General features: G+C 59.9%; 19 protein-coding genes and 2 pseudogenes. 11 read left to right on the top strand and 10 right to left on the bottom strand.

Annotation, left to right across the window (positions count from 1 at the left end; genetic code table 11):
• The coding region (locus tag ACM6I0_RS26045) for a DUF6124 family protein (protein WP_414923617.1) at positions 1-196 on the top strand (196 nt) is incomplete at its 5' end.
• A gap of 123 nt (positions 197-319) precedes the next feature.
• Here the strand turns inward: ACM6I0_RS26045 and ACM6I0_RS26040 are convergent.
• Entirely contained in the window at positions 320-1,318 is a 999-nt protein-coding gene (locus ACM6I0_RS26040; RefSeq protein WP_414923616.1) for an AraC family transcriptional regulator, read from the bottom strand.
• Between the two features lie 337 nt (positions 1,319-1,655).
• Here ACM6I0_RS26040 and ACM6I0_RS26035 point away from each other — a divergent pair, with 337 nt between their 5' ends.
• Together ACM6I0_RS26035 and ACM6I0_RS26030 are read left to right on the top strand one after the other, a co-directional pair.
• Positions 1,656-2,990, top strand: a complete 1,335-nt coding sequence (locus tag ACM6I0_RS26035; RefSeq protein WP_414923615.1) for a dicarboxylate/amino acid:cation symporter — start codon at positions 1,656-1,658, stop codon at positions 2,988-2,990.
• 144 nt (positions 2,991-3,134) lie between these two features.
• Positions 3,135-4,316 (top strand): CaiB/BaiF CoA transferase family protein, encoded by a 1,182-nt coding sequence (locus tag ACM6I0_RS26030; protein ID WP_414923614.1) that lies wholly within the window; start codon positions 3,135-3,137, stop codon positions 4,314-4,316.
• Between the two features lie 156 nt (positions 4,317-4,472).
• On the opposite strand, the gene ACM6I0_RS26025 is transcribed toward ACM6I0_RS26030, so the two are convergent.
• Together ACM6I0_RS26025 and ACM6I0_RS26020 are read right to left on the bottom strand one after the other, a co-directional pair.
• The gene (locus tag ACM6I0_RS26025) at positions 4,473-4,967 is read right to left on the bottom strand and encodes a SprT family zinc-dependent metalloprotease (RefSeq protein WP_285433873.1); all 495 of its coding nucleotides are present in this window, start codon (positions 4,965-4,967) and stop codon (positions 4,473-4,475) included.
• 157 nt (positions 4,968-5,124) lie between these two features.
• Complete coding sequence (locus ACM6I0_RS26020) at positions 5,125-5,727, bottom strand: Yip1 family protein (RefSeq protein ID WP_285433874.1); 603 nt, start codon at positions 5,725-5,727, stop codon at positions 5,125-5,127.
• A gap of 280 nt (positions 5,728-6,007) precedes the next feature.
• On the opposite strand from ACM6I0_RS26020, the gene ttcA reads away from it, so the two are divergent.
• Positions 6,008-6,832 carry a tRNA 2-thiocytidine(32) synthetase TtcA gene (gene ttcA, locus ACM6I0_RS26015; RefSeq protein WP_414923613.1) on the top strand — a complete coding sequence of 275 codons (825 nt, stop codon included), beginning with the start codon at positions 6,008-6,010 and terminating at the stop codon, positions 6,830-6,832.
• A gap of 131 nt (positions 6,833-6,963) precedes the next feature.
• Positions 6,964-7,638, top strand: a complete 675-nt coding sequence (locus tag ACM6I0_RS26010; protein WP_222588044.1) for a DNA-3-methyladenine glycosylase I — start codon at positions 6,964-6,966, stop codon at positions 7,636-7,638.
• A gap of 99 nt (positions 7,639-7,737) precedes the next feature.
• Here the strand turns inward: ACM6I0_RS26010 and ACM6I0_RS26005 are convergent, their stop codons facing one another.
• From ACM6I0_RS26005 to arsC, 3 genes are read right to left on the bottom strand one after another with little or no spacing between them, the layout of a single operon-like run.
• A complete protein-coding gene (locus ACM6I0_RS26005) occupies positions 7,738-8,163 on the bottom strand; it encodes a DUF2069 domain-containing protein (protein ID WP_285433876.1) in 426 nt (141 codons plus the stop codon).
• 1 nt (position 8,164) lies between these two features.
• Positions 8,165-8,761, bottom strand: coding sequence for an NAD(P)H:quinone oxidoreductase (wrbA, locus tag ACM6I0_RS26000; RefSeq protein ID WP_090186954.1), 597 nt, complete (start codon positions 8,759-8,761; stop codon positions 8,165-8,167).
• Complete coding sequence (gene arsC, locus ACM6I0_RS25995) at positions 8,758-9,111, bottom strand: arsenate reductase (glutaredoxin) (protein WP_414923612.1); 354 nt, start codon at positions 9,109-9,111, stop codon at positions 8,758-8,760. The genes wrbA and arsC overlap by 4 nt, the downstream gene beginning before the upstream one ends.
• 114 nt (positions 9,112-9,225) lie before the next feature.
• Between arsC and ACM6I0_RS25990 the strand changes: the two genes are divergently transcribed.
• Positions 9,226-9,693 (top strand): TlpA disulfide reductase family protein, encoded by a 468-nt coding sequence (locus tag ACM6I0_RS25990; protein ID WP_414923611.1) that lies wholly within the window; start codon positions 9,226-9,228, stop codon positions 9,691-9,693.
• Between the two features lie 168 nt (positions 9,694-9,861).
• Here the strand turns inward: ACM6I0_RS25990 and ACM6I0_RS25985 are convergent, their stop codons facing one another.
• Both ACM6I0_RS25985 and ACM6I0_RS25980 read right to left on the bottom strand, forming a co-directional pair.
• Complete coding sequence (locus tag ACM6I0_RS25985; protein ID WP_285433883.1) at positions 9,862-10,266, bottom strand: META domain-containing protein; 405 nt, start codon at positions 10,264-10,266, stop codon at positions 9,862-9,864.
• A complete protein-coding gene (locus tag ACM6I0_RS25980) occupies positions 10,266-10,700 on the bottom strand; it encodes a hypothetical protein (RefSeq protein ID WP_008041640.1) in 435 nt (144 codons plus the stop codon). Before ACM6I0_RS25980 ends, ACM6I0_RS25985 begins: the two co-directional genes overlap by 1 nt.
• A gap of 134 nt (positions 10,701-10,834) precedes the next feature.
• Between ACM6I0_RS25980 and ACM6I0_RS25975 the strand changes: the two genes are divergently transcribed.
• The gene (locus ACM6I0_RS25975; RefSeq protein WP_285433884.1) at positions 10,835-11,236 is read left to right on the top strand and encodes a hypothetical protein; all 402 of its coding nucleotides are present in this window, start codon (positions 10,835-10,837) and stop codon (positions 11,234-11,236) included.
• A gap of 6 nt (positions 11,237-11,242) precedes the next feature.
• Here ACM6I0_RS25975 and ACM6I0_RS25970 read toward each other — a convergent pair whose 3' ends face one another.
• Positions 11,243-12,232 (bottom strand): 2-hydroxyacid dehydrogenase, encoded by a 990-nt coding sequence (locus ACM6I0_RS25970; RefSeq protein ID WP_414923610.1) that lies wholly within the window; start codon positions 12,230-12,232, stop codon positions 11,243-11,245.
• A gap of 90 nt (positions 12,233-12,322) precedes the next feature.
• On the bottom strand, positions 12,323-15,076 hold the full coding sequence (locus tag ACM6I0_RS25965) for a response regulator (protein WP_285433888.1): 2,754 nt from the start codon (positions 15,074-15,076) through the stop codon (positions 12,323-12,325).
• A gap of 214 nt (positions 15,077-15,290) precedes the next feature.
• On the opposite strand from ACM6I0_RS25965, the gene ACM6I0_RS25960 reads away from it, so the two are divergent.
• The 4 genes and pseudogenes from ACM6I0_RS25960 to ACM6I0_RS25945 all read left to right on the top strand — a co-directional run.
• Complete coding sequence (locus ACM6I0_RS25960; protein WP_414923609.1) at positions 15,291-16,013, top strand: response regulator transcription factor; 723 nt, start codon at positions 15,291-15,293, stop codon at positions 16,011-16,013.
• The gene (locus tag ACM6I0_RS25955) at positions 16,000-17,430 is read left to right on the top strand and encodes a histidine kinase sensor domain-containing protein (RefSeq protein WP_414923608.1); all 1,431 of its coding nucleotides are present in this window, start codon (positions 16,000-16,002) and stop codon (positions 17,428-17,430) included. Before ACM6I0_RS25960 ends, ACM6I0_RS25955 begins: the two co-directional genes overlap by 14 nt.
• 182 nt (positions 17,431-17,612) lie before the next feature.
• A pseudogene (locus tag ACM6I0_RS25950) lies at positions 17,613-18,032 on the top strand (DUF1016 N-terminal domain-containing protein); the annotation flags it as partial.
• A gap of 39 nt (positions 18,033-18,071) precedes the next feature.
• Positions 18,072-18,325, top strand: a pseudogene (locus tag ACM6I0_RS25945) (DUF1016 N-terminal domain-containing protein); the annotation flags it as partial.
• Between the last annotated feature and the right edge of the window lie 14 nt (positions 18,326-18,339).

Raw genomic sequence — 18,339 nt, 5'->3', positions numbered from 1 at the left:
TACCAACGACGAAACCCTGCTGGTCAACGCCTGTGAATCCCTGGCGTCGGCGAGCGTGATGCTGAGTAATTTCGCAGGATTGATCGAGGGCTCCCATCGCCACACGGTGCTGGGGATTCAGCAAGTCGTGATGCTGGGTGAGTTGGCGGTGAACCGGATGCTGGACAGGCTTGATCCGCAGAATGCAGCTGGCTAACTGATCGTTCCCACGCTCTGCGTGGGAATGCAGCCCGGGACGCTCGGCGTCCCTTTCCAGAGCTGGAACGCGGAGCGTCCCTTGAGGCATTCCCACGCAGAGCGTGGGAATGATCAGTGAGTTTCAGTTCTCTTGCGCGCGGTAAGCACCCGGCGTCACCCCGGTCCATTTCTTGAACGCCCGGTGAAACGCCGAAGGTTCGGAAAACCCCAGCTGCTCGGCGATCTGTTGCAACGACAGATCCGCACGCCCCAAGTGATAAATCGCAATGTCGCGGCGCAACTGATCCTTCAATTCCTGAAAACTCGCCCCTTCTTCACGCAAGTGCCGGCGCAAGGTCTGCGGACTGATGTGCAGGTGTGCCGCCACCGCTTCCAAGTCCGGCCAGCGCGAACTGTCGCGGCTGAGCAAGCGGCGCAATTGGCTGCTCAGGCTGTCGCCGTCATCCGGGCGCGAGAGCAGGTCGGCGGGGGAGTGTTCAAGGAAGTGCTTGAGGGTGCGCTCGTCCTGTAACAACGGCATGTTCAAGTAACGACTGTGAAACAGCAGGCTGCTTTGCGCCGAGGAAAACACCATCGGGCAGGGGAACAGCAAGTCGTATTCCGCGCCGTGCCCGGGCTTTGGGTAACTGAAGGTCGCCTGCTCCAGCCGGATACGCTGACCGATCAGCCAGCTGCCGAGGCGATGCCACACCATCAATTGGCTTTCGGTCAGGAAATGGTCCGGGTCCTGGAACTTCGAATCGTCGAGGCTCAGGCGGATCATTTCATCTTCGCGGGTCAGGGTCAGACGCGGGCCGTCGGGGAATAGGCTATAAAACAATAAGCCGCGATGCAGTGCTTTTTCCAGGCTGCGGCAGTGAATCACGGCATGGCACATCATCGCGAAGGTGCCGGTTTTGCTGGGCACCGGCCCGAAGCCGAGGTATTCGTCGTCCAGTGCCAGCCACAAACCCTGGATCAAACGGGTGAACTGCTCAGGGGCAATACGCGCGCGCGGCTCATCCAGCAACTCGGAGCTGATGCCCAGTTGTTGCAACAGATTGGAACAGTCATACCCGAGGCGTTGCGCGCCACCGAGGGCGGCACGGGCGAAATGACTGGCGATGGTGCGTTCGCGCATAGGAGGCAGGTCCGTCCATTGAACGGCGGATGGTAGCCGCGGTGGGTGGCGACGAACAAGGCGGATATCCGCCAAATTGCAGGATGAGGTCGGGTCGATGGGCGGAAACCCGCCACATTTTCTCGCCGATGGGTGGCAAGAAAAAGCTGTAACCCTTGATGTCAAAAGACATGCGGGGATTTTGCAGAAGGTGGCACGGGCCTTGCGATACAACCGGCAGATGCTTGCCGATGCGCAGCTCGACAAAACAAATCCCTCCAGTGCAGGAGGGTTCGCAATTGAAGTGTTCAGGGCAACAGATGGATGTTGTCACCGGGCACTCTTGAGGAACTTTGCAATGACGACTCGTCAGCCACTGTACAAATCCCTGTATTTCCAGGTGATCGTTGCCATCGCTATCGGCATTCTGGTCGGTCACTTCTACCCCCAGACCGGTGTAGCCCTCAAGCCGCTGGGTGACGGGTTCATCAAACTGATCAAAATGATCATCGCCCCGATCATCTTCTGCACCGTTGTCAGCGGTATCGCGGGCATGCAGAGCATGAAGTCGGTCGGCAAGACTGGCGGTTACGCGCTGCTGTACTTCGAAATCGTGTCGACCATTGCATTGCTGGTCGGTCTGGTTGTGGTCAACATCGTGCAACCGGGCGCCGGCATGCACATCGACGTGACCACGCTGGATGCCTCCAAAGTCGCTCAATATGTGGCGGCCGGTGCTGATCAAAGCGTCGTTGGCTTCCTGCTGAACGTGATCCCGAACACCATCTTCGGCGCGTTCGCCACTGGCGATATCCTGCAAGTGCTGATGTTCTCGGTGATTTTCGGTTTCGCCCTGCATCGCCTGGGTGCCTACGGCAAGCCGATCCTGGACTTCATCGATCGCTTCGCCCACGTCATGTTCAACATCATCAACATGATCATGAAGCTCGCGCCACTCGGTGCCCTGGGCGCCATGGCGTTCACCATCGGTGCCTACGGTGTGGGTTCGCTGGTGCAACTGGGTCAACTGATGGCGTGCTTCTACATCACTTGCCTCGTGTTCGTACTGGTCGTGCTGGGCGCTATCGCTCGCGCTCACGGTTTCAGCGTGCTGAAAGTGATTCGCTACATCCGTGAAGAACTGCTGATCGTGCTGGGTACTTCTTCTTCGGAATCGGTACTGCCACGCATGCTGATCAAGATGGAACGCCTGGGCGCGCAGAAATCCGTGGTAGGTCTGGTGATCCCGACCGGTTACTCGTTCAACCTCGACGGCACTGCGATCTACCTGACCATGGCGGCGGTGTTCATTGCTCAGGCAACCGACACCCACATGGACATCACGCACCAGATCACCCTGCTGGTAGTGTTGCTGCTGTCCTCCAAAGGCGCTGCCGGTGTGACTGGTTCGGGCTTCATCGTCTTGGCCGCTACCTTGTCCGCCGTTGGCCACCTGCCGGTTGCCGGTCTGGCGCTGATTCTGGGTATCGACCGCTTCATGTCCGAAGCTCGCGCACTGACCAACCTGGTGGGTAACGCTGTTGCCACTCTGGTTGTGGCCAAGTGGGTCAAGGAGCTGGACGTTGACGTGATGCACGCCGAACTGGCTTCTGGCGGTCGCGGTATCTCCGACGAACGCGTTGAAGACGATCTGGGCGTGGCCGAAGGCGCAACCCCAAGCAACGTCAAGTAAGACTTGCTGCAATGAAAAACCCGCTTCGGCGGGTTTTTTCATGCTCGGTATTTGAGCGTAACGGTCACAGCCGCTGACACTTCAGGTGATTGCTGCAACGCCATTGCCTGCCTAGGCTTGAAGCATCGCTCACGGAGATTGCTCATGCTCGGTCCACTGGCATCACTCAAGGTTCTGGATTTCTCGACATTGCTGCCGGGGCCGTTTGCCTCGTTATTGCTGGCGGACATGGGCGCCGAGGTATTGCGCATCGAATCGCCGACCCGCATGGACCTGCTACGGGTATTGCCGCCGCACGATCACGGCGTGTCCGCCAGCCACGCCTACCTCAATCGCAACAAGCGCAGCCTGGCGCTGGACCTCAAGCAACCCGAGGCGCTGGAGGTGATCAAGCAGTTGCTGGCGGACTACGACATCGTGCTGGAGCAATTCCGTCCCGGCGTGATGGAACGCCTGGGGCTGGGGTATGAAGCGTTGAAGGCGATCAATCCAAGGCTGATCTACGTGTCGATCACCGGCTACGGGCAAACCGGCCCCTACAAGGATCGCGCCGGTCACGACATCAATTATCTGGCGCTGGCAGGGTTGGCGAGCTACACCGGTCGCGCCGACAGTGGGCCGTTGCCGCTGGGCATGCAGGTGGCGGACGTCGCTGGCGGTTCGTTGCATGGGGTCATCGGCTTGCTGGCGGCGGTGATCGCCCGGCAACAATCCGGGGTGGGGCAGCACCTTGACGTGAGCATGACCGACTGCGCTTTCAGCCTGAACGCCATGGCGGGTGCCGGTTACCTGGCCTGCGGCGTGGAGCCGGGCAGGGAAGATCAAATGCTCAATGGCGGCAGCTTCTACGACTATTACCGCTCGCGGGACGGGCGCTGGTTGTCGGTGGGCAGTCTGGAGCCGGGTTTCATGAAGCAATTGTGTACCGCGCTGGGCCTGGAAGAACTGTCGGTGCTGGGCTTGTCGCCTCAGCCAGCCCAGCAAAAGAAGCTCAAGGAAGCGCTGAAAACTGAATTCGAGAAGCACGACTTTACCGAGCTGTGCTCCCTGTTTGCCGAACTCGATGCGTGTGTCGAACCGGTATTGAGCCTGGGTGAGGCGGTGCGGCATCCGCAGCTCAAGGCACGCGAGCTGGTGACGGAGGTGCCGCGTGGGGACGGTTCGACCCAGTCGCAGATGGCCTGTCCGTTGAAGTTTTCAGATGGATTGCCAGAACCCCGGCATGTTGGCGCGGCGCTGGGGCAGCATACGGATCAGGTGTTGGGGGAATTGGGGTTTGGTGCCGAGCGGATTGAAGCATTGCGGCGCGCCCAGGTGATTCTCTAGCGCCAGTGGCTGCCTCTTCGCGGGCAAGCCCGCTCCCACAGGGGATTTTCGGCGTGACATAAATCCAGTGTGGGAGCGGGCTTGCCCGCGAAGAGGCCAGACCAGGCACCGCAAATGTGATCGTTTCCACCCAGGAGCGTGGGAACGATCGTGCGGTTACTCGACCCGCATCTCCCCACTAAACACCAACGTGCTGCGGCATCTGCGACACAAATACCGCCGCCCTTGCCGCACCAGGCTATGGCGCTGGGCCGAGAACGGAAAGTCACTGTCGGCGCACGGGCATTTGTAGATATAGCGCGTCACGCTGCGGCGTTTGACGTCGTAGGTGTGGCAGCGGTTGGGCGGCAATTCATAGACGCCGCGCATGATCAATTGCCACTCTTCGCCGTGCGGCTGGATGCTGTCGCCGAACAGTTGATGGGCGATCAGGTGCGCGACTTCATGGGCCACGGTCTGCTTGAGGAAATCTTCGGCGTTTTCCCGGTACAACTGAGGATTGAAGCGCAGCAGGTTCTCGTGCAAATGCGCGACACCGGCTTTTTGACCGCGCAGCTTGAGGCTCACCACGGGGCGTTTGAAAGAGCGTTTGAAAAAGGATTCGGCGAGTTGGTAACAGTCTTCGACGCGGGTATTGAGTTGCTCGGGCATGCTTGATGGATCTCCAGAGACGTCGAGTATGCCGCAACGCCGGGGCCTTGCGAATGGTCGATGTGCCGAGTGGTCGTCACCTTCTTTGTGCTTGGGCATTAGAAGGCCGCCTTGCGGCGGCCTGTATTGGCAGATCTGGTTATTAGTGGGTGAGTTGCTAATTGGTATAGACCGGCCCCACGCCGAGTCCCCAGACAATAACGGTAAACGCCATGATGGCTACCAGCACCACCAGGCCTACGGCAAGTACTGAACTGGAAAACAGGAATCCCTCGTCTGATGGAATGTTCATGAAGGTAGGTAAGCCCACATACAGCAGGTAAACGGTGTAGCAGATGGCCGCTGTACCGACGACCATCCCCAGCCACATGTGTGGATACAGCGCCGCCAGACCGCCAATGAACAGCGGAGTCGCGGTATAGGTCGCAAACGCAACACAACGGGCCAGGCTCGGATTGGCGTCGTACGTGCGGGCCATCCAGTGGATGAATGCGCCCATCACCGCGACACCGCCGAGCATCGCCAGGTACGACATGACCGTCATCCATAGCGCGCTTTCATGGGTCAGCATCACCGGAGCCCGGCTGCCAATGACCCAGCCGACTTGAGTGGTGCCGATAAATGCCGACACGGCGGGGATCGCCGCCAGAATCAGCGTGTGCGTCAGGTACATGTGGCTGATGCTTTCCTCTTGGTCGCCACGGATTTCTTTCCATTCCTGGTCGGGGTGGGTGAAGAGCCCCACTACGTGATGGATCATGCCAGTCACTCCTCTTGTTTTTACCGTCGCCCCCCAGTGGAGCGCCTACAGGCCAAAGTGGCCAAGTAAGTAATAGGTCTGGATATGTAAGCGACCTTATGTCGCAGTATAGAAAGGACTTACCCGCACAGGTGATAGGGGCTTAGAGCAAATCGCGCTGTAAACACTTGCGTTAATCGCCGCAGGGTCTGTCACCGCCCACCGGGGATCGGGGGCTCTTCGCCCGTGACCGGTTTTTGCGTAAAATGCCGGCCTTTCGTCACACTCACGGATTCGCGTCATGGGCACACTCACGGTCAACCAGAACAAACTGCAAAAGCGCCTGCGCCGTCAGGCCGGTGAAGCTGTTGCCGATTTCAACATGATTGAAGACGGCGACAAGGTCATGGTCTGCCTGTCCGGGGGCAAGGACAGCTACACCATGCTCGACGTGCTGCTGCACTTGCAGAAGGTCGCACCGATCAAGTTTGAAATCGTGGCCGTGAACATGGACCAGAAACAGCCTGGCTTCCCTGAGGAAGTGCTGCCGGCGTACTTGAAAACGCTGGGCATCGAGTACCACATCGTCGAGAAAGACACCTATTCGGTGGTCAAGGAGCTGATCCCGGAAGGCAAGACCACCTGCTCGTTGTGCTCACGCCTGCGTCGCGGCACGCTCTACACCTTTGCCGACGAAATCGGCGCGACCAAAATGGCCCTGGGGCACCATCGCGACGATATCGTCGAGACGTTCTTCCTCAATATGTTCTTCAACGGCTCGCTCAAGGCCATGCCGCCCAAGTTGCGCGCCGACGACGGCCGTAACGTGGTGATCCGTCCGCTGGCCTACTGCAACGAAAAAGACATCCAGGCCTACTCGGACTTGAAGCAATTTCCGATCATCCCGTGCAATCTCTGCGGTTCTCAGGAAAACCTGCAGCGCCAAGTGGTCAAGGAGATGTTGCTGGAGTGGGAACGCAAGACCCCGGGCCGCACCGAAAGCATCTTCCGCAGCTTGCAAAACGTCATCCCGTCGCAACTGGCGGACCGCAACCTGTTCGACTTCACCAACCTGCGTATCGACGAAACCGCCGCGTCGCGGTTCGTCAATGTCGTGAACCTCTAAACGCAATCACTGTGGGAGCCAGCCTGCTGGCGATGGCGGTGGGTCAGGCACATCATTGTTGACTGACCCACCACCATCGCCAGCAGGCGGCTCCCACAGGGGTCTATTTCACTTATTCATCAGGAGAGGGCATGCGCGATTACAAGTGGCTGCACGAATACTGTCTGAACCGCTTCGGTTCGGCGGCTGAACTGGAAGCCCATCTGCCCGTTCCCAAGACCCCGGCGCAATTGCGCAAGATCAGCGATGATCGCTACCTCTCGACCATGGCGTTGCGCGTGTTCCGCGCCGGTCTCAAGCACAGCCTGGTGGACGCCAAGTGGCCGGCCTTTGAAGAAGTGTTCTTCAAGTTCGATCCGGAAAAAGTCGTGCTGATGAGCGCCGAGCACCTGGAGCGCCTGATGCAGGATGCGCGGATCATCCGACACTTGGGCAAGCTCAAAAGCGTGCCGCGCAATGCGCAGTTCATTCTGGATGTGGCCCATGAAAAGGGCAGCTTTGGCGAATTGATCGCCGACTGGCCTGTGACCGACATCGTCGGCTTGTGGACCTTTCTGAAAAAACGCGGGCATCAATTGGGCGGGCTGTCGGCGCCGCGCTTCTTGCGCATGGTCGGCAAGGACACGTTTGTACCGAGCTACGACGTAGTCGCGGCGTTGAACGCGCAGAAGATCGTCGACAAGGTGCCGACCAGTCTGCGCGATCAGGCGTTGGTGCAGGATGTGTTCAACCAGTGGCATGAACAGAGTGGCGGGCGGGCGATGAGCCAGATTTCGATGATGCTCGCGTACACCGTCAATCATTAAGACCGAGTCGCGGCAATCGCCAGCAGGCTGGCTCCCACATTGGATCTGTGGCGTACACAAGTCCCCTGTGGGAGCTAGCCTGCTAGCGATTGCAATCTGTCAGGCAGCGGACGTCTCGCCTTCGCCCGCCAACTTGCGATTCAACTGAAACCGCCACCGCACATACAGCAACGCCGAGCAAAACACCGCCAGGCTTGCGCCCATCTCCAGCAAACCGAACAACTGCCGGTTCGGGTCATACGCGGCCAACGCGCCCTTGATGAAATACAGGTTCACCACAAAACACATCCACGAATGCCCGCGTGCGCTGCCGACTATCATTCCCGGCGCCAATAACAGCAGGGGCACCAGCTCGATCAGCAGAATCACCCAGGGCCGCGCGCCATGCAGGTCGGCGATCAGCAGGTAATAGACGCACAACAACCCCACCAGGCCGAAAAAGCACAACAGGCTGACAACCCGCATCGCCCGGACTCGCGGTTCGAGCCATTCAATCGCGGGCAGAATCTTTGGCTTCTTCGCCATGTCAGCCCTCCAGCTTCAGTGCAGTCTTCGCCAGCCGCAGGCCCAGCGCCCGGCACAGCGCGACTTCATGCTGATTCAATCCCTGTTTGCCATCGGCCCCGGCGTGATGGCTGGCGCCGTAAGGCGTGCCGCCGCCGCGGGTTTCCAGCAGGGCCGATTCGCTGTAGGGCAGGCCGGTGATCAGCATGCCGTGGTGCAGCAACGGCAGCATCATCGACAGCAGCGTGGTTTCCTGGCCGCCATGCAGGCTCGCGGTCGAGGTGAAGACGCCAGCCGGTTTGCCCACCAGAGCGCCGGTCAGCCACAGGTTGCTGGTGCCATCGAGAAAGTACTTGAGCGGCGCCGCCATGTTGCCGAAACGGGTCGGGCTGCCCAGGGCCAGGCCTGCGCAGTTTTTCAAATCGTCGAGGCTGGCGTACAGCGCGCCTTCGTCGGGAATGTCCGGCGACACGGCTTCGCATTCGGTGGAGATCGCCGGCACGGTGCGCAACCGCGCTTCCATTCCGGCCTGTTCGACACCACGGGCAATCTGCCGCGCCATTTCATTGGTCGAGCCGCTGCGGCTGTAATACAGAACCAGAATGTACGGTGCGCTCACGGCAGCAACTCCAGCACATTTTCCGGCGGACGGCCGATGATGGCTTTGTCGCCGACTTCCAGGATCGGTCGCTCCATGAGTTTCGGGTGAGCGGCGATGGCAGCGATCAATTGCGCCTCGCTCAGGCTGGCGTCGGCCAGGTTGAGGGTTTTGTACTCCTCCTCACCGGTGCGCAGCAGTTGCCGGGCACTGATGCCGAGCTTGGTCAGCAGACCCTGTATTTGCGCGGCGTCCAGCGGCGTTTCCAGGTAACGGACCACAGTCGGGGCCAGGCCACGGGCTTCGAGCAGTTCGAGCGCACCGCGGGATTTCGAGCAGCGCGGATTGTGATAAAGCGTCAGATCGGTCATGTGCGGGTCGCATCTTGCGTAAGGTGGCGGCTATTCTAACTGGGCAGCGCGTAATCCAGAACCTTGCGAGGCGATGGGTCGCAGGCGCATTCAATTTTGAACAAGGAACACGACATGACAAGGCGACTGGCAGCGGCATTGGCAATCATTGGCGGGTTGATGCTGGGGGGCTGTGGCAACGACTATGGGATCGACCAGAATGGCCACAAAGTCGCCGCCGAACGCTTGGACAAGCAATGGGTGGTGCTCAATTACTGGGCCGAGTGGTGTGGCCCATGCCGGACCGAGATCCCGGAGTTGAATGTGCTGGCCGAACAGCTCAAAGACAAAAAGATCGGCGTGTTCGGGGTCAATTTCGACAATGTGCAGGGTGAGGAGCTCAAAAGCGCCAGTGAAAAACTGGGGATCAAGTTCACGGTGCTGGCGTCGGACCCGGCCGATCTTTTTGAACTGCCACGCAGCGAGGCGCTGCCGGTGACGTACATCATCGATAACCGGGGCAAGGTGCGTGAACAACTGATGGGCGAGCAGACAGCGGCGGGGGTGATGGCCAAGCTCGAGGCGTTGCAGGCGGTCAAATGACCCGCCGATGATGATCGTTCCCACGCTCTGCGTGGGAATGCCGCCCGGGACGTTCCGCGTCCCTTCGCAAATCGTGACGCAGAGCGTCACAGGATGCATTCCCACGCAGAGCGTGGGAACGATCAGCACGCCTCGACGGGGGAACGATCACCAGGTTCAGTCAGAGGATCAACCCTCTTCCAGCCACCAGCGCAACGGCTTGCCCTCGGCCGGCCAGAAGCGCATCTGCTCGATTGGCGATACGTCCCAGCGCTGTACGCCTTCCAACGCCTGCAAGAAGCGCTGTTCCTGCTCCATGACTGCCGGCGCACACAGCTTGCGGGTGCTGCCGATCTTGCCGAAGCTCAGTTTCTCGCCGTCGAGCGTGTATGGCGCGAACCAATGGTTGCAGCCGCCGTTACCGTAGGCCCGACCGTCTTCACCCAGGGTGATGGTCAGGTGGCTGTAATCCATCAACGGACGTTCGCCGATCCATTCCAGAATGTAGCTGCGATTTTGTTCAAGTTGTACCGGCTCGGCAGCGCAGCCCATCAGGCTGGCACCAACGATTGCGGGTAGAGCGAGGCGTTTCATTACGCGGGCTCCTGGCATTTCGGGCACAGGTGCTTTTCGCCAACGGCGGTCCAGCCCAGCTCGGCAATCCGCGCGGTGGCCGCCGGTTTTTCAGCCTTGTTACCCAGCTTGGCGTCGACCGCGAACTCGAAACTCAGCTCTTTGGCGCAGCTGTCGCAATTGACTTTCCAGGTGTGGATCGCCAATTCGCCAAACACCGGACCACTGGCCACTGCGACCCATTGGCCTGGCGGATTGATCAAGTGGCGAACCGTTTCAACGGTCAGGCGCATGGACAAGTCCTTGGCACCTTTGAGGGTCACGACCAGCACGTCGTTATTACGAATCGAGCCGCCGTTGCCGGTGACTTGATAACGCCCCGGCACGAGAGCGCGGCATTCGGTGAGGGTGTGTTGCGGGTTCATCAGGCTGTAGCGGAAATCGTGTTCGACCATGGGTCCTCCAAATATGCGCGGTATGCTATCACGGGCCTGCACGCAGCATGGCGCGGGCAGATGACCTTCGATCAGGTTCAAATTACCCACCGACTCATGGCAAACTGCCGCTTTTGCATCTCTAGGGAACGGACATGGCGTTAATCGAATGTTATGAGTGCAAGCAGAGCATCAGCTCCGCGGTGTCTGCTTGCATTCATTGCGGTGCACCGGTGGCAAAGGTGCAAGCAACCACGTCGACGCCTGCAGCGGCACCGCTTTCTTTCGGGCGTTTGCCTGCGGATGAGAAAGTGGCGAGGGTGACCCCGGCTGCATTTGGACGCAAACGCAAAACCCAGGGCCCGGTCGAGGTTCAGGCCGCAACACCAACACCGGTTCTCAACGGGCCGCGTCCGGTGGAACTCTGGCTGAAACTGATGATTTTCTTCATGCCGCCGTTTTTTGTCTGGTTCCTGCTGCGTCGTGGGCATTCATTGGGGCAGCGTTTGCTGGGCTTCGGCTGGCTGGGGCTGATGATCCTGTTGTCCAAGGCCTGAGAACAGTCAGCCCTCGACCCGATTCTGCGGTGCCCCGGCGGCCCACGCTGCGATGTTCTGCAAGGTCGTCGCGGCAATTGCCGCCAAGGCTTCGCGGGTCAGAAAGGCCTGGTGCGCGGTGATGATCACGTTCGGAAAGGTCAGCAGCCGCGCCAGCACGTCGTCCTGCAACGGCAAGTCGGACCGGTCCTCAAAGAACAGCTGCGCCTCTTCTTCATACACATCCAGCCCCAGATAACCCAGTTGGCCGTCCTTCAGTGCGTCAATCAGCGCTGGCGTGTCTACCAGGCCGCCACGCCCGGTGTTGATCAACATGGCGCCGGGCTGCATGTGCGCCAGTGATTCGCTGTTGATCAAGTGTTTGCTCTGCTCATTCAGCGGGCAGTGCAGGCTGATGATCTGCGACTCGGCCAGCAGTTGCGGCAAACTGAGGTAGCGGGCGCCAAGGGCTTCGACCTGGGGATTCGGATAGGGATCGTAGGCCAGCAACTGGCAGCCGAAACCGTTCATGATTTTGGCGAATGTCGCGCCGATCTGCCCGGTGCCGACCACGCCGACGGTCTTGCCCACCAAATCGAATCCCGTCAGCCCATGCAAGCTGAAATCCCCTTCGCGAGTGCGGTTGTAGGCGCGGTGCAATCGGCGATTGAGCGCCAGGATCAGCGCCACCGCGTGCTCGGCCACGGCATGCGGCGAATAGGCCGGGACCCGCACAATCGAAAGTCCCAAGCGCTTTGCTGCTGCCAGATCAACGTGGTTATAGCCGGCAGAGCGCAGGGCGATCAGCCGTGTGCCACCCGCCGCCAAACGTTCGAGCACCGGGGCGCTGAGGTCATCATTGATAAAGGCGCAGACCACCTCGTGAACATCGGCCAGCGCCACCGTGTCGAGGCTCAGCCGTGCGGACTGAAACTGCAGTTCAATACCGGCGGGCAGATCGCAGCTCAGAAAGCTGTCGCGGTCATAGGTCTGGCTGCTGAATAGAATCGTGCGCATGGTGGCCTCCTGGATAACGGGTGCAGTCGCGCTTATGTAGCAGGACCCAGTGAGATTAGCGTTGATGGAGATCAGCGCCATTGCGCTGCATCAAGCGTTAATACGGGCGTGGGCGGCCAGGCGATTGATCGCGCGGTCGAGTTCTTCCAGCGCGCCGGTGGCTTTGGGGTCCTGTTGCTTGAGCAAGGTTTCGCTGCGCTGGCAGGCGGCACGCAGTTGCGGGACACCGCAATAACGCGTCGCGCCATGCAAGCGGTGAACGCGCTCGATCAGGGCGTTGTGGTCTTTGGTTTCACGAGCAACGCGAATCGCTTCGCGGTCCGCTTCCAGGGACGCCAGCAACATCGCCAGCATGTCCGCCGCCAGATCGGCTTTGCCGGCGGCCAGGCGCAAACCTTCGTCGTGGTCGAGCACCTGCAATTCATGAGCGCCGCCGAGGCTGTCGCTGGAACGCTCCGGACCGTGATTGCGCAACGCCAGGCCGGTCCACTTCAGCACCACCTGCGCCAGTTGCCGTTCGCTGATCGGTTTGGTCAGGTAGTCGTCCATGCCGCTTTGCAGCAGGGCGCGTTTTTCGTTGGCCATGGCGTGGGCGGTGAGGGCGACAATGGGTAGCGGCGTGCAGTGCCGTTCGGTTTCCCATTGGCGAATCGCTTCGGTGCTTTGGCGTCCATCCATGCCGGGCATTTGCACGTCCATCAGCACCAGATCGAAGGTTTCGGTTTGCACCGCCTTGACCGCCGCGTAACCGCTTTCCACCGCAAGAACCTTGGCGCCCATGTCTTCGAGCAGGGTTTGCACCAGCAACAGGTTGGCCGGGTTGTCGTCGACGCACAGCACTTTTGGCGCGCGGCTCGACACCGGCTCGCCAGGCTCGCTGCGCTGCTGGCGCGGGTTGACCAGGTCGGACAATGCCCGACGCAGCTTGCGGGTGCAGGCCGGTTTGGCCTGAAGCTGGCTGTGCGGATTGGGCACCGAAAGATGAAACAGCGTCTGTTCGGTGGTCGGGCACAGCACCAGCACTTTGCAGCCCAGGTGTTCGAGGTCCCAGATGTGCTGGTTGAGGCGCTCGGGCGGCATGTCGTTACTGGTGATCCCGAGCACCGCCAGGTCGATCGCCTGATCGGTCTGATGCGCGCCGGTTACACCATTGGCCAAGCTTTCCAGTGTGTTGAACGGTGTCACCGCGAGGCCGCAATCTTCCAATTGATGCTGCAACGCCTGACGCGCCAGTTCGTGGTTTTCCAGCACCGCCACGCGGCGCCCGAGCAGCGGCGGGCCGGGCAGGTCTTCGGCGTCATCGCGGGTTTTGGGCAAGCTGAGGCTGATCCAGAATTCAGAGCCTTCCCCCGGCGTGCTGTCGACACCGATCTCGCCCCCCATCTGTTCGATCAACCGCTTGGAAATCACCAGCCCGAGGCCGGTGCCCCCCGGCTGGCGCGATAGCGAATTGTCGGCCTGGCTGAACGCCTGGAACAGTGCACGCACATCCTGGTTCGACAGGCCGATGCCGGTGTCCTGAATGCTGATACGCAGTTGCACGCTGTCTTCATGCTCTTCTTCAAGCATGGCGCGGGCGACGATGGTGCCCTCGCGGGTGAACTTGATTGCGTTGCTCACCAGGTTGGTGAGGATCTGCTTGAGTCGCAGCGGATCGCCCACCAGCGACAACGGCGTGTCGCGGTACACCAGGCTCACCAGTTCAAGCTGTTTGGCGTGGGCGGCCGGGGCGAGGATGGTCAAGGTGTCTTGCAGCAGGTCGCGCAGGTTGAAGGGGATGTTGTCGAGCACCAGTTTGCCGGCCTCGATTTTCGAGAAGTCGAGGATCTCGTTGATGATCCCCAGCAGGCTGTCGGCGGATTTCTCTATGGTGCCCAGATAATCGAGCTGGCGCGGGGTCAATTCGCTTTTTTGCAGCAGGTGGGTGAAGCCGAGAATACCGTTGAGCGGCGTGCGGATTTCATGGCTCATGTTGGCCAGGAACTCGGATTTGATCCGGCTCGCTTCCAGCGCTTCCTTGCGCGCCAGGTCCAGTTCGATGTTCTGGATCTCGATGGTTTCCAGGTTCTGGCGCACGTCTTCGGTGGCCTGATCGACGCTGTGCTGCAATTCTTCCTGAGCGTTTTGCAGCGTGCCGGCCATGCGGTTGATGCCGGACGCCAGCTCATCCAGTTCCTGGCTGCCAAGCGGTGGCAGGCGGGTTTCCAGGTGGCCGTCCTTGAGTTGCGCCACCGCCAGTTTGATCTGGCTGATCGGTCGGTTGATCGTGCGGCCCATGCGCAGCGCCAACAGCGTCGCACCGGCGAGGCCCGTGCCGATCAACAGCAGGCTGGCGAACAGGCTGCGGTAGCCGCGCAGCAGCATGCCGTTGTGGGACAGTTCGAGTTCGACCCAGCCCAGCAGGCGATCGGCTTCTTCGGGAATCAAGTCACCGGCCAGGTTGCGGTGTTTACCGAACACCGGCAGCAGGTAACGCGTGGCATCGTTGCCGCTGCGGCGCAGCATCTGCGAGCCGTTGCCCATGGGCGCCTGATTGAGCATGGTCGGGCCGGCATGGGCCAGCGGCGTGCGGTCGGGGGCGAGGAAGGTCACGGCGCGAACGTCGGCGGTTTCCAGCGACTGGGTAGCGATGCGCTCCAGCAGCTCACTGTCTTTGTGGCTCATGGCCGGAGCGACCAGCGGCGCGAGCTGTTCGGCGATCATTTCACCGCGCTGCATCAGTTGGGCTTGCAGGTCCGATTGCTGCATCCAGGTGAAATAGCCGCCCAGGACCAATGCCATCAGGGTGGTCGGCAACAGGGTCAGCAACAGCACGCGGCCTTTAATTCCCAGTTTCGTGAGCACGCATCTCTCCTGCATCCAGCTATTGATTGACCTGCGCGTACATCCGGCACGCGCCACTTGGGCAGTGTAGCGATTTGCATGCGGGCAATCTTCGTAAAATTGATGTCGTCATTCGTCCAGCGCAACGGCGCTTTAGCGTCGGGGGCAAACCTTGGGTTGCCCATCGGCAGGCAATCTTGAATAATCTACAACTGAGAATTATTTGCAGATACTCATGACTCCCATGTCTGTTGGCCACCCCCGAATCCTGTCCATCGAAGACGACCTCGTACTCGGTGCCTACGTGCATGAGCATTTGGGGCGCTGCGGATTTCAGGTGACCTGGTGCCAGAACGGGCGAGAGGGCCTGGCCATCGCGCGTGCGCAAACCTTTGATGTGGTGTTGATGGATATTCTGCTGCCGGGGCTGAACGGTCTGAACGTGCTGACGCAATTGCGACAGAGTCATTCCACCCCGGTGGTGCTGATGTCGGCGCTGGGCGCCGAGGCGGACCGTATCAGCGGTTTTCGTCTGGGGGCCGACGATTACCTGCCCAAACCTTTCAGCATCGTCGAGTTGCGGGTGCGCATCGAGGCGATCCTGCGCCGGGTGGCGCTCGACCGTCGACCGCAGCCTTCACCGCTTGCACTTTCCCTGGATAGCCTGCGTTTTGACGATGAGCGGTGCGAGGTTTTCCATGGCGAGCATGCCGCGGGCCTGACCCGCAGCGAGTACCGTTTGCTGGAAACGCTCAACCGCAATGGCGATGAAGTGTTGAGCAAAGCCTTCCTTTATCAGCACGTGCTGCAACGCGGGTACGCGGCCCATGACCGCAGCCTCGATATGCATATCAGCCAGATCCGTCGCAAGCTAAACGCCATCGGTTACACCGAACGCAAAGTGCGCACGGTCTGGGGCAAGGGTTATGTATTGAGTGCCGGCGATGAAACGGTCTGACCTGCCGGGCCGGCATTCACTGTTCTGGAAACTGGCATGTCTGTTGGTGGCGTTCTGTCTGCTGATGATCTGGCTGAGCTGGTCCTGGGGTCGATACATGGAACAGAAGAACCTGTTCCTCTCCGACGAGGCCCGGGGCACGCTGACCCGCTACGCCGCCGAAGCCGAGCATGCCTGGAATCAACGCCAGAGCGCAGGCATCGATGTCTGGCTGCAGGAGCTGGGCACGCGTGAAACCACATGGGTCGGTGTCATCGGCGGCGATTTGCAGTCCTTGAGCAGCTACCCGCTGACCGACAAGGAAGTCCAGCGCCTGACCTTTTTGCGCGGGCTGGATTGGCCCACGAGTCTTCATACCAAGGGGCTTCCCTGGTTGAGAATCCCTTTTCCGAACGACCCGGCGGTCGGAAGCCTGGTGATCGAACTGCCCCAGCGCTTCATGCCCGGCCAATACCGGGTGTTCTGGCGCGTGATCACCAACGGCATCATTCCTGGGTTGTTCACGTTATTGCTGTGCGTCGGTCTTTATCGGCTGCTGGTCGTACCGTTGAACAGCTTGCGTGAACAAGCCAACGCCTGGCGCGCCGACCCGTTGAATGTGCGCCTATCAAGCAACACCACCAATCGCCCGGATGAACTGGGTGAACTGGGCCGGGCGTTCGATCACATGGCCGAACGACTGCAAAGCAGCGTGGCCCTGCAACAGCAATTACTGCGCGACCTGTCCCACGAGCTGCGTACGCCGCTGAGCCGCTTGCGGGTCGCCAGCGAAAGCGAGCAGGGGCTGCCGCAATTGCGTGAGCGTATTGGTCGGGAAGTCGATGGCATGCAGCGTCTGGTGGAGGACACGCTTCAACTGGCATGGCTCGACACCGAGCGCGCGCCGCTGCCCGACGAAGCGATCCAGCTTCAGGCACTGTGGGAAATGCTCACGGAAAACGCCTGCTATGAAAGTGGCTGGCCGGCCAGTCAGTTGCACTGTTCGGTGGATTCGTCTTGCTGGGTTCGCGGCCATCTCAACACCTTGGCGCAGGCGCTGGAAAACATCCTGCGCAATGCCATTCGTCATTCCCCGAGTGGTGGCATCGTCCGTCTTGGCGCAGAGCGCGATGGCGACTTCTGGCATGTGTGGCTGGAGGATGAAGGTGGCGGGGTGGCTGACGCGGATCTTGAGCGGATCTTCAGTCCGTTCATTCGCCTCGACGGCTCACGGCCGGGGAATGGCGGGTTTGGCTTGGGATTGAGCATCGCCAGAAATGCGGTAAAGCGCCAAGGCGGGAGCCTTTGGGCCGAAAATACCAGGACCGGGTTGCGGTTGAATATGCGGTTGGTAGCGGATGATGACGTTGCCAGTGATGACGCCATCGCGAGCAGGCTCACTCCCACATTAGATGTGTGTGGCCCACAAATGGTGTGATCACCCCAATCCCCCTGTAGGAGTGAGCCTGCTCGCGATGAGGCCCTCCCAGCCACCAAAAAGCCGGTTTCGCCGGAGCGTTCCCGTTTTTTTGTACGACGTTTCCTAAAGCGTATTACCGACACCTTCAGCCTGACTCGACTGAATAGACTCGCGTTTTTCCTCTTCCTCAGGAGTCCGGCATGAATGCATCCAGCGTCCCCGACAATGCAAACGACGACCGTTTCAATGAAGTGCTTGCGCTGATTCAAAGTGCCAAACAGCAGGCCATGCAGGCGGTGAATACCCAACTGATTGAGCTGTATTGGCAGGTGGGTGCTTACATCAGTCGCAAGCTGGAACGGGCCGAGTGGGGGGACTCGGTGGTCAGTCAATTGGCCGAGCATCTGGCCAAGACTCAACCGGGGTTGCGTGGTTTTACTCGGCGTAACCTGTTCCGAATGCGTCAATTCTACGATGCGTACCGCAGCAATGAAAAAGTGTCAGCACTGCTGACACAATTACCCTGGACCCATAATTTGCTCATCCTGACTCAGAGCAATATCCCGGAAGAACGCGAGTTTTACCTGCGTATGGCGATTCAGGAGAGGTGGTCGTCGCGCTGTTTTACCCGGTCGAACTTGTTTCGCATGCGCTACCTCTACGAGATTTATCACGCTGAAGAGAAAGTCGCACCACTGGTGCGACAATTATCCTGTTCGCACAACTTGATCATTTTCAGACAGAGTAAACGGCGAAGGAGCGGGAGTTTTACGTCCGTTTGGCAGTTCAGGGAAAATGGTCGAAGCCCGAACCGAGCGTCAATTCAAGAATGCGCTGTTCGAACGAAGCGTGACCCCAACCAGCAAAAAAATCTGCAGGGCTGACACAAGTGCACCCTTCAGCGCGAAGCATAATAAACTGACCATG

It is taken from the genome of Pseudomonas sp. IT-P294 (genome assembly GCF_949767865.1).
Classification (GTDB): Bacteria; Pseudomonadota; Gammaproteobacteria; order Pseudomonadales; family Pseudomonadaceae; genus Aquipseudomonas.
Note: the sequence above shows the minus strand (reverse complement) of the source record. Positions and strands in the feature narration are given on the sequence as shown.